At 43.8% G+C, this 14,119-nt stretch carries 12 protein-coding genes; 8 read left to right on the top strand and 4 right to left on the bottom strand.

Annotated features, from left to right (window positions below):
* Positions 1–68: 68 nt before the first annotated feature.
* Complete coding sequence (locus tag FXV77_RS10095) at positions 69–1,988, bottom strand: ABC-F family ATP-binding cassette domain-containing protein (protein ID WP_148919108.1); 1,920 nt, start codon at positions 1,986–1,988, stop codon at positions 69–71.
* A gap of 50 nt (positions 1,989–2,038) precedes the next feature.
* Here FXV77_RS10095 and FXV77_RS10100 point away from each other — a divergent pair, with 50 nt between their 5' ends.
* On the top strand, positions 2,039–3,064 hold the full coding sequence (locus FXV77_RS10100; protein WP_148919109.1) for a quinone-dependent dihydroorotate dehydrogenase: 1,026 nt from the start codon (positions 2,039–2,041) through the stop codon (positions 3,062–3,064).
* Between the two features lie 2 nt (positions 3,065–3,066).
* Here the strand turns inward: FXV77_RS10100 and FXV77_RS10105 are convergent, their stop codons facing one another.
* Positions 3,067–3,369 carry a hypothetical protein gene (locus FXV77_RS10105; RefSeq protein WP_148919110.1) on the bottom strand — a complete coding sequence of 101 codons (303 nt, stop codon included), beginning with the start codon at positions 3,367–3,369 and terminating at the stop codon, positions 3,067–3,069.
* 119 nt (positions 3,370–3,488) lie between these two features.
* On the opposite strand from FXV77_RS10105, the gene FXV77_RS10110 reads away from it, so the two are divergent.
* The 7 genes from FXV77_RS10110 to FXV77_RS10140 all read left to right on the top strand — a co-directional run bounded on the left by FXV77_RS10110 (position 3,489) and on the right by FXV77_RS10140 (position 12,132).
* Positions 3,489–4,106 carry an RNA polymerase sigma factor gene (locus tag FXV77_RS10110; RefSeq protein ID WP_148919111.1) on the top strand — a complete coding sequence of 206 codons (618 nt, stop codon included), beginning with the start codon at positions 3,489–3,491 and terminating at the stop codon, positions 4,104–4,106.
* Positions 4,107–4,198: 92 nt separating this feature from the next.
* Entirely contained in the window at positions 4,199–5,182 is a 984-nt protein-coding gene (locus tag FXV77_RS10115) for a FecR family protein (RefSeq protein WP_148919112.1), read from the top strand.
* A 110-nt stretch (positions 5,183–5,292) separates the two neighbouring features.
* On the top strand, positions 5,293–8,604 hold the full coding sequence (locus FXV77_RS10120) for a TonB-dependent receptor domain-containing protein (protein WP_148919113.1): 3,312 nt from the start codon (positions 5,293–5,295) through the stop codon (positions 8,602–8,604).
* Between the two features lie 367 nt (positions 8,605–8,971).
* Entirely contained in the window at positions 8,972–10,357 is a 1,386-nt protein-coding gene (locus tag FXV77_RS10125; protein ID WP_148919114.1) for a hypothetical protein, read from the top strand.
* A gap of 110 nt (positions 10,358–10,467) precedes the next feature.
* Complete coding sequence (locus FXV77_RS10130; RefSeq protein WP_148919115.1) at positions 10,468–11,259, top strand: hypothetical protein; 792 nt, start codon at positions 10,468–10,470, stop codon at positions 11,257–11,259.
* A 47-nt stretch (positions 11,260–11,306) separates the two neighbouring features.
* Positions 11,307–11,573, top strand: coding sequence for a hypothetical protein (locus tag FXV77_RS10135; RefSeq protein WP_148919116.1), 267 nt, complete (start codon positions 11,307–11,309; stop codon positions 11,571–11,573).
* Between the two features lie 106 nt (positions 11,574–11,679).
* Positions 11,680–12,132, top strand: a complete 453-nt coding sequence (locus tag FXV77_RS10140; RefSeq protein ID WP_148919117.1) for a hypothetical protein — start codon at positions 11,680–11,682, stop codon at positions 12,130–12,132.
* Between the two features lie 236 nt (positions 12,133–12,368).
* Here the strand turns inward: FXV77_RS10140 and FXV77_RS10145 are convergent, their stop codons facing one another.
* A complete protein-coding gene (locus FXV77_RS10145) occupies positions 12,369–12,605 on the bottom strand; it encodes a CopG family transcriptional regulator (protein WP_148919118.1) in 237 nt (78 codons plus the stop codon).
* A 65-nt stretch (positions 12,606–12,670) separates the two neighbouring features.
* Positions 12,671–14,041, bottom strand: a complete 1,371-nt coding sequence (locus tag FXV77_RS10150; RefSeq protein WP_148919119.1) for a S41 family peptidase — start codon at positions 14,039–14,041, stop codon at positions 12,671–12,673.
* Positions 14,042–14,119 lie beyond the last annotated feature (78 nt).

Consider the following 14,119-nt stretch of genomic DNA (forward strand, 5'->3'; position numbering starts at 1 on the left):
ATCCTCGATGTCAAATATCCGAAGTGACGAGGTTTTTGTGTACTTTTTTACGGGAAAAAAGTACAAATTTATCCTTCCAATTCCATGATCTCTTCGGCTAGCTTTTCCCAATCTTGTTGGAGCTGCTGAAAAGAAGCTTTGGCAGAATTATACGTCCGGGTGGCTTCTTGAAGCTTTGGTGCATCCGAATAGACTTCTTCTTTTGCTAAATGTGCTTCAAGCTCCTTCACGGATTTCTCGCTTTCTTCTATTTGTTGTTCAAGCGTTGCCAACTCCTTGTTTTTACGTTGGATGAGCCTGTTTTTGTCTTCCGATGGAGGAGCCTTCTCTTTTTTAGGCTGCTCTTTCTCCTTCGCTACTTTCTTTTCTCCCTGAGGCTCTTTCTTCACTACACGTTTTGAACTCCATTCCTCATACTCTTGATAAGTACCCGGATACTCCTTAATTTCTTTATCTTCAATGAACCAGATTTTATTGGCCACCTGGTCTAGAAAATAACGGTCGTGCGAAACAACGATGAATGTACCCTCATATTGGTGTAACGCTTGGATAAGGATATTGACCGATGCCATATCCAAGTGGTTGGTAGGCTCATCGAGTACGAGAAAATTTGCGTCGGCAGTCAATGCCTTCGCTAACGCAACGCGTGATTTCTCCCCACCCGACAGCACCTTGATTTTCTTAAATACATCATCACCTGTGAACAGGAAGCAACCTAAGATGGAGCGTAATTCCGTCTCGGTATGTTTCGGTGCAAAGTTGACCAACTCCTGTATGATGCTGTTTTCGAGATGCAAGGCTTCTAATTGATGCTGTGCGAAGAATGTTTGGGATACATTATGTCCCTTGATGCTCTTACCATCAAACTCTTTGTCGGCATCCGCGACAATGCGAAGTAAGGTAGATTTACCTTTACCGTTCGCACCGATCAGTGCTATTTTATCTCCTTTTTCAATGATGGCGCTCGTATCTCGTAAAATTTCCAGATTGGGGTACGACTTGGAAACATGCTCTAGGGTAACGACGTGCCGTCCAGAGGGTTTAGAGAAGTTAAAGCTGAAATTTACCTCCGGGTTATCATCATCCACATCGTCCACTTTTTCCATGCGGTCGAGCGCTTTGATACGTGATTGTACCATTTTCGCTTTACTCGCTTTGGCACGGAAACGTTCTATCAACCGTTCTTCCTGCTTGATCTTCGCTTGTTGATTTTTGAACTGATTGCTTTGGATTTCTTCACGAAGAGATTTCTCCTCCAGGTAGAAAGAATAGTTACCTGCGTAAACAGTCAGTTTAGCCCGGCGTGATTCCACGGTTTTATTAATAATTCTATCCAGAAAATAACGGTCGTGCGAGACGATGACGATAGCGCCCTCAAACGACTGTAGATAGTTCTCCAACCATTTGATAGACGGTAAATCCAAGTGGTTGGTAGGTTCATCCAATAACAGGATATCCGGCGTTTGGAGAAGAATGCGTGCCAACATTACACGCATACGCCAGCCGCCTGAAAAGGTGGCTAAAGGCCGTTGCTGCTCATCTTCCGAGAACCCTAATCCGGCTAAAATCTCATGCGCACGAAATTCGATATTATAACCATCGAGTGCCTCAAATTCCATTTGTTTATCGCTGAGCTTGTTCAGGATCTCTTCGGAATAATCGGTTTCCAGCTTTTTTAGTAACGTTTCAATCTCCGAATGCAATTGGTTTTGCCGCTCAAAAGCTTCCATAGCTACGTGCAGGATACTTTTATCGGAATGATACGATAATAAATCCTGGTTAAGATAGCCAATTTTCAAATCTTTCGCCATGGAAATGGTTCCTGAAGTTGGTTTGTAATCTCCTACGATTAACTTCAGCAAAGTGGATTTACCGGCGCCATTTGCACCGATTAACCCTGCTTTATCTCCAGGTTTTATATGCCAATTGGCCTCGTCATACAACGCACGCGAGCCAATCTCGAATGTTAAATTATTAATTGATATCATTTGCTGCAAAAGTAATGAATATTTCTGCTTCTTTGGCTACCTTTGCACATATGTATAAAATTGTTAAGCCCTTATTCTTCACGATGGATCCCGAAACTGCACACCACAGGGTCACGGGAGGGTTGCGCTCGTTTACGAAAATTTGGGGTGCAAAATCAGTGCTTAAATCGCTCTATGCGGTGAATAACCCACGTTTAGAGCGTGAAGTATTCGGATTAAAATTTAGAAATCCGATTGGGCTGGCAGCTGGGTTTGATAAAAATGCGGAGTATATCGAGGAGATGGCAGGTTTGGGCTTTGGCTTTATCGAAATTGGTACCGTAACGCCACGACCACAACCGGGAAACGATAAACCACGGATGTTCCGATTGGTAGAAGATGAGGCTTTGATAAATCGCATGGGTTTCAATAATCAGGGAGCCGATGTGGCTGCCGGTCGCTTGAAACGACTAAAAGATCGGAATAAGTTGATTATTGGGGGGAATATCGGAAAGAATAAGATGACACCTAATGAGGAAGCCGTAAACGATTATACCTATTGTTTTAATGCCCTTTTTGAATATGTAGATTATTTTGTGGTAAATGTTAGCTCACCGAATACACCGGGTCTACGGGATTTGCAAGAGAAGGAACCTTTAAAGAAAATTTTGAACACGCTTCAGGATTTGAACCATACCAAATATATCCAACGACCCATTTTACTCAAAATAGCGCCAGATTTAACAGATTCCCAATTAGATGATATTGTGGAAATTGTGACGGAAACAAAAATAGCAGGTGTTATTGCCACTAATACGACTATCTCGAGAGAAGGATTGTATAGCGATCCTTCTTTAGTGAAAGAAGCAGGAGGGGTGAGTGGAAAACCGCTTACTAAACGTTCTACTGAAGTTATTCGATACTTAGCGGAACGCTCCAATCGTTCATTCCCGATCATTGGCGTAGGGGGGATTCATTCGGCCGAAGACGCCGTAGAGAAACTGGAAGCAGGAGCAAGCTTGGTTCAAGTGTATACCGGGTTTATCTATGAAGGGCCTGCCTTGATCAGTAAAATCTGTAAGGGATTATTAAAATAAAGTCAATCGCGATCCAAAAATTTCCGATCTTCCTCGGATAAATTCGAATAGGGGGTAGGGTTGTCCGCATCTGCACTATCTATGACCGTTGTATTATTAATGCTATACTCTTTCGGATGACTCTTTTTCCGGCGGAACATAATACCACCCGTAATAATACCTAAAATAAAAAATACACCTAAAATCAACAATTTCGAGGTGCGTATTTCCCCAAATAACCAAAAGCTCGCTTCTTCCTTGTTGTTAAATAGAATCACCAGCACTAATGCCGTGATAATACCGAATATGACCGTTTTAGGCTTCATACATGTGTATATTTTTTTGCAAATTAACAAAAATTACCTACTCCACGAATTTCTAAGAACTTATAAAGTTAATATTCATTTAATATTCGTACGGTATATTTGAATACATAAAATAACGCATGACCCAAGAAAACCTGTTATATGAAGATTGGTTAATAGCTATCCGGGAAAGAGATGATAAAGGGGCCTTTGGAAAGCTTTATCATCATTTCTGGGATGGGCTTTATGGTCATGCTTTGCTCCGTACCCGCGACGCACAACAGGCGGAAGATATTGTGCAGGAACTTTTTATACAGTTTTGGGAAAAGCGTGATCGGCTGGATTCGCAAATGACCCTACCCGGGTATCTTTATGGTATGCTAAAATATAAGATCGTGGATTTCTTCAATTCCAACAAGATCAAGCCACAATTACTTGATTTCTGGGCGGAAGATTTATACGTTTTTGTGCAACAACATCCAGAAGAACTCGAAACTTACCGTGCTTTAGAAGAGCTGTTATCGCAGGAATTGGATCGCATGCCGACTAACATGAAACAGGCCATTTTACTAAAATGGGATGAATTTAGCATCCGGGATATAGCAACACGTCTAGGGCTGTCCGAGCAGACGGTAAAAAACAATATCAGTGAAGGTAGCAAGCGCCTAAAACATGCTTTATTATCCCGCGGTATAGATCGCTATAGTACCATGATGGTCTTGTTTGCCCTCCAATCGCTCACCACTGCCGGAATATAAGAATCCGCTTTACAATAATTTAATAAAACATTAACGATTAATCAAAGTACCTTTTTGCTTTTTTTCAGACATATCATAAACAACGGATAAAAGTGAAAAGAAAGCTATTTCGATTTTTAACAAATCGGTACCGGCAGGAACAAGTGGGCAAGCCAGAGCGGGATTTGTTCGACACCTGGTATAAAAGTTTAGATCAGCGGACGGATGTTCAGGCGGCGGACAAGGACGCGCGACGTAACCGTTCCTGGCAGAAGATACAAGATGCGATTGGAGAAGGAGAGGAGCTGATCGACAATAAACAGAAACAGATTATCGCGTTCAGACCTTGGATGGGCAGTGTTGCTGCACTTTTACTCGTAGCGTCTGGTTTTTTCTATTGGCGTATACAGCAGGAGATGCAGCAGACACAGGAAATGGTGTCCATGCCGGCTTACCGTATTTTTAATACCGGGGTAGGCGAACGTAAAGTGGTCAATCTTCCTGACGGTTCCACCGTGACGTTGAACGCCCGAACAAGCCTACGTGTTGATGAAAATGCATACGGACGATCTGCGCGCGAGGTCGAACTCCTTGCCGGAGAAGCCTTTTTCGAAGTCGCGAAGGATAGCAGCCGGGCGTTCATCGTGCAGGCAGGCCGTTTGCAGACCACCGTTTTAGGAACTTCTTTTAATATACAGACCTATGCAGAGATGGAAGAGCAAGTGATTTCGGTATATACCGGCCGTGTGAAGGTACAGCGTGGGAACAACAATCTAGGTACGCTCGAAAAGGGACAGCGTATCCGTTTTGAAAAACAATATGCCAATAGTACAACGGAAGATTTCGATACCGGAAATCGCTATTCCTCCTGGACCAGCGGTAAACAGGTGCTGCAGGATGCCGGGTTTGAAGAACTGGCACTTGCCGTCAAAAATACCTACGGTATAACACTCGTTGCCGATAACGACCGTATTGCCCGCCAGCAATACAGCCTGCCGATCCGCAAGTCAGTACCGTTGGACGAGTTCCTAGAGGCTATACAATCCATTCACCACAACAAGATCAGAAAGGAGGGCGAGCGCGTGATTCTTTATTAACCTAATCTATACAACAAAGGAGTTAACGACCGCCATCGTTAACTCCCCATCATCGTTATAACATCGTATTATAAAATCATATCCATACAACATTATACATAAACAAATTTATGCAATTTAATCTGTACTATTTCCATTTCATTATGCGAATATTCATGCTCAGTGTCATCAGCATCCTGTGTTTGACGGAGGTACTACTTGCCTCGGGAGCCAATGCCCAGCTTTTACAGAAGAAAGTAACCTTGGAAATTTACGAAGGCAGTATTGCCGATGCCGTAAAAAATCTGGAATCCAAGAATGTACTGATCGCTTATGATGCGGCGAAATACAATCTGAATAACCGGAAAGTAGTTTCGGGACGTTTTAGAAATACCCCCGTAAAAGATATCCTGAACCATATTTTTCGGAGTACCGATATGACCTTTCGCGAAACAGGATCGTATATTATTTTAGAGAAAAAGATACCTCAGCGCCCGGGCCGTATCAGCGGTACCGTGTACGACGAGCGCGGTTTGCCACTGATTGGTGCCAATGTTCGCGTCATCGGTAATAAGTCTGCGCAGACAAGTGTAGATGGTACTTATAATATGGAGCTTCCCGCCGGTACTTATGTCGTGGAGATCAGTTATCTCTCTTACAAGACACGACGCATACAAGAGGTCAAGGTAGAAGCAGGAGAGCGTACAGCGCTGGACATTGCCATGCAGGTCAGCAACCAGCAGATCGACGATGTTGTCGTGACCAGTACCTTCAAGAGGTCGTCGGTAGCCGGGCTCTATGCCGCGCAGAAGAACGCAGCCAGCGTAACCGATGGTATTTCTGCCGAACAGATTGCCCGGACGCCGGACAACGATATGGGCGCCGCGTTGAAGCGCATCACGGGACTAACTACGGTCAACAACCGTAATGTGATTGTGCGCGGAATGTCCGACCGATATAACCAGGCTATGCTCGACGGGGTGAGCATCCCGAGTACGTCGATGAACCGCAGGGATTTCTCCTTCGATATCATTCCTACGGAGATGGTCAGTTCGGTGGTGGTCAATAAAACGGCTACGCCGGATGTTTCTTCGGAGTTTTCGGGCGGGCAGGTGTCGGTGAATACGCTGGATATCCCGGACGAAAACTTTACGAGTATCCAGATCGGTTCGGGCATCAATAGCCAGGCGATCGGCAAAGATTTCTACCGATTGGGCGATCGGAAAAATGCAGAGTACTTCGGTTTCTTTGATAAATCGGCGAAATTACCGGAGGGAATGTTATCGTGGCAGTTCCAACGTAATATCGAAGTTCCTCCTCCCGGCAACGACCAGACGGACTTTGATTTGATTCCGGGAAACGGCATCCCCTACAGCAGCTTGGACGCGGTAGCACAATCGAAAAGACTATCCGCCGAACCGCTGCAAATGCATCGCTATAACGGGCAACCCAACCAAAACTACCGCTTGTCGTTAGGACGCGTGTACGAACTGAAGAACGGCATGCGCTTCGGTTTTTCAGCGGCGGCAAGTCTGCGCAACGAGCAGCAGGTGTGGGAGTTCAACAACGTGCGAGGCTCTAATTACGGAAATGCCGTTCATTATATAGATAGCACCAAGATCGGGCAAAACGGTGCCGGGATGTCCTATCGCTTCAATAGCAACAGTGGTTTTGCGGCGAACCTCGGGCTACAAGGAGATAAGTTTAAGGTAACCTTAAAAAATATGTATGCCCGTACGTATAGCAACCACTACAACGAGGCGATCCGCTTGAACTATGCTGACGTGTCGCTAGGTCCAAATAAAGAACAGTACCAGTTGCCCGAGGCCATGTCCTTGCTGCAGCATCAGCTGAGCGGCGAGTACGAACTCCCTTGGGCGATTAAGGCGACGGGCATGGTCGCCTACAACAAGATTAGCCAGCGCATCCTGGACGAGCGCAAGTTTAAATACCGGTTGACGACCCAGATCGGGGATGACTATTATTTCCAAACCCCGAATGTTAGAGACCCTTCCCAATCCGGTGGTGATAACCTTTTGGAGGATTCGCGCATGTGGACGGAGGTGAACGAGGATGATTTCCACTGGGCCGCGAGCTTTGCCAAATCCTTTGGTACGGGGGAAACGCTTAGCACACTCATTAAGCTGGGTTACCAAGGCTTTGATAAGCAGCGTGACCTGTCGGTATTCCGTATGATCCCCTATTCGGCAAGGGGAAGCAATATCGAGCAACCCTATGAGGTCATTCTGGATCCCGCGAATATCGGCAGCGGTGTCAACGAGGCGTATTATTGGGCAAAAAATATTAACGGTCGCGTATTCGACGGGCACATGAAAATGCATGGGGTGTATGTGATGGCAGACCAAAAGCTGCGGAACAGGCTGCGCCTCGTGTATGGTGTGCGCGGGGAATCTTTTGACTTGAACAACAGCCAGGAAGAAATATTGAACCGGCAATATACGGATCCCAGCGAGTTTATTTTGTTTCGAAGAGGTGTCGCCGAAAGCGGCTGGCGCTGGTTACCGTCCATCAACGCCACTTATGAGGTAACCTCTACGTTTAATGTGCGTTCTTCCTATTCGCGGACCGTCATCCGTCCCGATTTCCGGGAGAGTTCCTTCTTTGGTTTCTATGATTATGAGCTGGAAGGCAATGTGGCCGGCGACCGCGTGGAGTCCACGGTAGTGGACAATGTGGATCTACGTTTAGAATTGTATCCGGGAGCAGGGGAGATTGTTTCGCTTACGGGGTATTATAAATTTTTGGACAGACCCATTGAACTGATCAGAGACGGTTCATTGCGTCAGGGTAATTACTATGTACTTACCAATATGGAGTCTGCTACCAATTTGGGGCTGGAGCTGGAAGTAAGGAAAAACATGGGCTTTTTGGGCGAACAGGACTGGTTGGAGGATATCTTTGTCTACGGCAATGGAACTTTATTAAAATCAAATGTGAAGGTAATGACGCCTTGGGGTTCATATCCTGCAGAAGGGGGAGGTTCAGAATGGCGGCAGGAAAGACAGGGTAGTCAAGACCGACCATTGATTGGGCAATCCCCTTGGCTGCTGAATCTAGGCTTGGGCTACTGGGGAGAGTCTTTTGGACTGACGGCAAGCTATAACCAGCGCGGTTACCGCACCAATCTGACTGCTTTCACTCCAAATGAGGTGGAATATGAAAAGGTACCGGGGCAACTGGACGGACAGTTGTATGCCCGGATACTAAAAAAACGGATGGAAATCAAATTCAATATGGCAAACCTGCTGAACGACTGGGCCATTTTTTATGCCAATACGGAAGCATTCAACATCGAAGGAGGAGGCATCAGTGGGGAATTACAAAAAGGAGACTTGCGGTACAACAAAGAAGACAACGATACGATACTCTATCGCCGGAAAGAGGGAAGCCGTTTTAGCCTGTCGCTGACGTATAGCTTTTAATAGTAATAAGTTATAAGTGATGAGTAAAAAAAGTATTTCATAATTATTTAATGGAATCGCAACAATTAATCAAAGTACTTTTTCGGTTTTTTTCAGACATATAATAAACGAACAACAAAAATACTAATTACCGGGCTTGGTTCTTGGCTACCTTGAATAAGATAAACAAAAAAAGTTCCGCGCATTGTCCGACAGCACAATCCGGAAAAAAGAAAAAAATAGAAAACGTTTGTCTTGGAGGAAAATCAGAAAACGAAGAAAGTAATTAAAAAACTATACCGCCTTTCGAGAATTGCCGTGCGAAAAGCAGTATAGTCAAGCTAAAGATAATGGCGGCAAATTTATAAATTATTTAAAACTTACCGAAATGAAAAAAGTTTTAAGTTTAGCAGCATGTGCTGTGGCTCTATTCAGCTCATGCAACAAAGATGTAGCAACGCCTGAGGGCGATTTTAATGCCGGTTTGCCGACTGGCGTGGTGCAGGCTCCTATTCCTACGGATGCTGATGGCTTGATTACCAAGACGTTTCTTCCGAATGATACCATTTGGAAAATCGATGGTGTATCTTATGTTGAACCCGGTCAGACATTGACCATTGAGGCAGGGACCTTCCTGACTTCCGGTGATTTCAAGACTTATAACGATCCGACCTATGGTGAGCAGGAATTACGCGGTGTATTGGTGGTACCTAAAACAGCGACCCTAATTGCAGAAGGTACAGCAAACGCGCCGATTGTATTTACATCGCCGAACGCAACGAACCGTCAGGCGGGTGACTTCGGTGGGGTCGTTATTTTAGGACGCGCACGCATCAACCAACCGATTGCACAACGTATTGAAGGTATTCCGCAGCCCGACGATACCGATGTAACGTATGGTTCAACAAACGATACGTATAATACCGAGAGTTCAGGTATCTTAAAATACGTGCGTATTGAATTCGCGGGTTTTGAACTTTCAGAAGCAAATGAAATCAACGGTTTAACGTTAGGCGGTGTGGGTAGTGGTACAACCCTATCACATATCCAGGTTTCCTGGGGCCGGGACGATGCGTTCGAGTTTTTCGGAGGTACGGTAAATGCAGATCACCTAGTAGCGTTGTCTACAGATGATGATGATTTCGATTTTGATTTCGGTTATTCGGGTACTATTCAGTATGCGCTTTCGTTGAAAGATCCACAGTCTACCAATAGTACTTCTGGCGGCAACTCGGATTCCAATGGTATCGAGTCTGATAATGACGGTTCTGGTTCTAATGCTTCTCCTAAAACTAAACCAAACTTGCAAAACTTTACCTTCCTGGGCATCAATAGCGCCGGTACGGCTGGTACGAAGCTGGAAAATGGCAACCACTGGAGAAGAGCGTCTGCGTTGAACATCACGCGTTCGATTATCGCAGGTTATAATGTCGGTGCAGCTTTCGAAAACATTACGGCTGGAGAAAGTATATTCAGCAATAACGTGGTGCATGCTTACACTACACCTTTGGATGTTATCAGTGGCTCCGCACCGGCTGGTTATACAGGTAATAGCACAAGTACAGCTGCAATTGCGAATAGCTATTTGTTGTTAGGTGGTGATGCTGAAATTAATCCGTTTTATTCGACTGCCACTGCATCGACGTTTGATCCTTGGAACTTAGTTCCTTTTGCAGGTCCTGCTTCAGGTCCGGATTACAAAGGTGCCTTTGATCCGGAAGCTGAAACCTTGTGGACAGACGGATGGACAGAGTTTCAACCCAAGACTTACTAGTCTAGGCTGATCGAGTTTTCTTGAAAAATAAATATTAGACCTGTCGGTGATGAGCCGACAGGCAATTTTAAAATCATTTTAGATATCAATAATTAATAACAAATTATAATATGCGTATATTTTTATATACTTTTTTTGTTGCACTAGCCATTTGTACATCCTGCGAAAAAGGTGAACTGGTAGACAATTATACCCCTTTTACCACACTTTCTATAGAAAACTATGTAAACGGCTACAAGATTGAAATTGACGGTCATAAATACGCTACGCGGTCGATTAAAGTACCGATTTCTGATAACGAAAACTCTTTTGTGTTATATAATGCAGCTGATGAAGTTGAATTTGAGGGAAGTTTTCAGCTTAAACCGGATAAGGATACGCTGGTGCTTTTTAAAATCAACGATGATATCCCTTCAGCGTTGATGCGTAAAGAGAATTTAAATGAATCCAAGGAGGAAGGAAAGTTGAAATTTAGAATTGTCAATAGCAACAGTGAAATAACAGAATTGACGAACGGAGAACCTTTTCATCTGGTGTTTTATCAGATTCTTGAACGATTGTCGGGACCTCCCGCCCGTAGAAAGGTTGTTTATCACGAACAGGGAGATACCGTTTTTAATATTACCAATCAACTTCCAGATACTTATCAAAGCATTGATATTACAGACAATATGGAGTCTGTTTTCGGATTTGATGGGAGAGCACAAATACTGAAAGAGGATTTTAGTCCTGTTACAGTGGAAGGCGCAGAAGTTTTTGTTTCGTACAGTTCAATAGATATCAATAAAGGAGCACATATTCTTTACCTGCAAGAATCTACAGGAAGTCTTTTTTCTTTCTATCCTAATATAGATCCTTGGTGGAACTTCGATACAACTTTGCTCTCAGCTTACTCCAATTAACTAAGTTATTTACCATGAAAGCCATCGACAAAAGAAAACATGAATGGTTGCGGATCAAACTCTTCCGGCTAGCGCAGGACGCGGCTGATTCCGAAGCGCGGGAAGCTGCTGCGGATGCTTTGCGGGCTTTGCTGCAGCAGTACGAGACCTACCAAGAGATGATCGAACAGTTGAAGGATTGCATATCAGCCTATGAAGAGATGCAGAAAAATTTTCGTTCCGATCTGGTGGCGCCAGCTCTGCGCGAAGAACATAAGGAACGTAAAGCTACAAAATATAGTGTTCGTGATTTTCAGTTGATGGCAATAAAATAAAGGACAATACAGCAAAAAATATTTTTCTTTTTCGGGTAATAGTGGGGTTTGTATGTAGGCGGTACCAGACGGTGCCGCCTTTTTTCGATTTCCTTGTATAGTTGTTTTGGAAGAGGAAGTAGCTGTTTTAGAAAAAGACGAAGTTGTTTTAGAAAAAGACGAAGTTGTTTTAGGAGAAGAGGTAGTTGTTTTAGGAGAAGAGGTAGTTGTTCTGGAAGAAGAGATAGTTGTTTTAGAAAAAGATGGAGTTATTTTCGGAGAAGACGAAGTTGTTTTGGAAAAAGACGAAGTTGTTCTGGGAAAAGATGTGGTTGTTTTGGAAGAAGATGAAGTTGTTCTGGGAAAAAATGTGGTTGTTTTGGAAGAAGATGAAGTTGTTCTGGGAAAAAATGTGGTTGTTTTGGAAGAAGATGAAGTTGTTTTGGAAAAGGAAGTAGTTGTTGTGGAAGAAGACGAAGTTGTTTTAGAAAAAGATGGAGTTGTTTTAGAAAAAGATGAGGTTGTTTTAGAAGAAGATGAAGTTGTTTTTAGACGTGATTTTAAAGACAAAATACCCTAAAAAACGTCTTTAAAGTATATTAAACAACAATTTTTGTCCGAAAAACGTATTTCGAAAGGTATAAAAATGCGCCAAAAATTTTTTTGATGCACCCCAAAATTGGCGAAAACATACACCTTTCTATCGTTTTTTTATTGTATATTCGCGGCCTTTGGCCGGCCCGCTCACTGCCCTTAATTGGATTCAAGTTGGCATACCGTATTTCACCCTGCCTGAAGCTCATATTACTGGTCATTTTAGGTCCGTTCCAATTCAGACAAATAATCTGTCATACCTTCCTCTGCGATCTGCATAATGTCAATGTCTTCACCCGCTTTTTTATAAGATTGGATATAGGCAGCTTTATTGAGCTGATCAAGGTAAACCCGAAGCGCTTTTTCTATAAGTTTATTATTGGGAAGCTTTAACTCTTTGGATTTTTTTGTCAATTGCGACATTAAATCGTCAGGCAGCGTGCTAGTGAACGTGGGCATGGTATTTTATATTTGTTATTTACAAAAATAAAATACATCTATGATTCCCAAAAATAGATGGCGCTTTATTCTTGCTCCGCAGGCGGACGCAATAGGATAGGCTTTGCTCGGTAAGGCGCCGATTGAAAGAGCAAATGTGGTTCTGCAGATGCCTTTACGGGTTCATTGGTATTCGACTTCATCTGCTTTTGTCCATCACCCAGCTGTGTAATCGCTTCAGCAACCAAAGCATCGCGTTTATCACCGAAAGGGTAGAGGGGCTGTACGCTATATTCGGCTATTGTCTGCTGCGGTTGCAGTCCTGCGTTATATTCTCCTTGATCGTGGGCATTATAGATTTTATAAACCATTGGCTGGATAAGCCAGCTGGGATCCGATCCGGCCACGGAGGCTGGTGTGGTCAGCGTTGTGCTGGCCATATCCTTGCCATAAGTAACACTACCGATATGGATCACGTCGATATAAGGACGGAGGTTGTTGATGAGCATCTCTGAAGCGGAAGCGGTGTGACCGGTACCCAACACCAATAGCCGCCGCAACCCCAGCCCTTTTTGTCGTACGTCACTGGCGGAAAAACTGTAGCCATCCGGTTGGCGTCCAAGTGTCTGGGAAAAAGTTTCCTGTAGATTTTGTAGGCGCCCGTTGCCCTTGTAGTGCACAAATACATCGTTTGGCTGTACATTTACCAATGCCAATGCGGTAAAGGCCACGAAAGCTACACTTCCACCATTATTGTAACGAAGATCAAGAATTAGTTCCTCTACACCATAACCTCGTAATTTCTCTATCGCTTTTAGCATATCGTAACCGCCTGAAAAATCAAAATGGCTTAGGAATAGATATCCAATCTTATTTTCGATATCAACCATGAACGTTTCAGAAGGGTATATCACCGGCTGGGAAATATAGGAAGCAGGTAGGGTATAGGATTTTCCGTTAGCCAGCGTGAGTAAAATACTAGTTTGCTGGGTTACCTGTTGTACCCATGTGGATAGATTATTTTTCGTAGGCAATTGGCCATTGATACTTTCTAGGGTATCTCCGCGCTGCAGACCAAGTCTTTCGCCTATACTACCCGGTACTACATGGCTAATAAGAGTAACCGTGCGGGAACCCTGTGTAAACTGCATAAAATCAAACCCGAATGTATTCAATAACGTATTACCATAGGCGTCTGTCCGTCCTGTTTGCATGATACTGGAAAATCGATCTTCCGGAACGAGCAGCGACTGAAAGTAATCTGAAGGTGTTAGAAGGACGTTCTGGTTGGAAGGAAGGGCCGAAGACCAATAATAGTATTGTTCCATCTGTTCGCTGATCCAGGTATTGATAGCGCCCGTTGATCCTGGAGGAAAATCGGGATTGTCTTTTTTACAAGATGTAAACGATAGGCAAATTAAAAGGAAAACACAACATGTTGATGGTTTGCTTAACATACGTAAAAGATCCTAAATAAATATGACCATACGGTTAAGCCTATATGAAGTTTTTGGACGAGTTTCTTTATCGTCCAA

Origin of the sequence: Sphingobacterium phlebotomi, from assembly GCF_008180195.1 — a bacterium.
Taxonomy (GTDB): domain Bacteria; phylum Bacteroidota; class Bacteroidia; order Sphingobacteriales; family Sphingobacteriaceae; genus Sphingobacterium; species Sphingobacterium phlebotomi.

Coding starts and splice junctions, on each gene's coding strand:
- FXV77_RS10150 (WP_148919119.1), bottom strand. CDS start 14,041: ATGTTAAGCAAACCATCAACATGTTGTGTTTTCCTTTTAATTTGCCTA.
- FXV77_RS10125 (WP_148919114.1), top strand. CDS start 8,972: ATGAAAAAAGTTTTAAGTTTAGCAGCATGTGCTGTGGCTCTATTCAGC.
- FXV77_RS10100 (WP_148919109.1), top strand. CDS start 2,039: ATGTATAAAATTGTTAAGCCCTTATTCTTCACGATGGATCCCGAAACT.
- FXV77_RS10105 (WP_148919110.1), bottom strand. CDS start 3,369: ATGAAGCCTAAAACGGTCATATTCGGTATTATCACGGCATTAGTGCTG.
- FXV77_RS10130 (WP_148919115.1), top strand. CDS start 10,468: ATGCGTATATTTTTATATACTTTTTTTGTTGCACTAGCCATTTGTACA.
- FXV77_RS10110 (WP_148919111.1), top strand. CDS start 3,489: ATGACCCAAGAAAACCTGTTATATGAAGATTGGTTAATAGCTATCCGG.
- FXV77_RS10095 (WP_148919108.1), bottom strand. CDS start 1,988: ATGATATCAATTAATAATTTAACATTCGAGATTGGCTCGCGTGCGTTG.
- FXV77_RS10120 (WP_148919113.1), top strand. CDS start 5,293: ATGCAATTTAATCTGTACTATTTCCATTTCATTATGCGAATATTCATG.
- FXV77_RS10145 (WP_148919118.1), bottom strand. CDS start 12,605: ATGCCCACGTTCACTAGCACGCTGCCTGACGATTTAATGTCGCAATTG.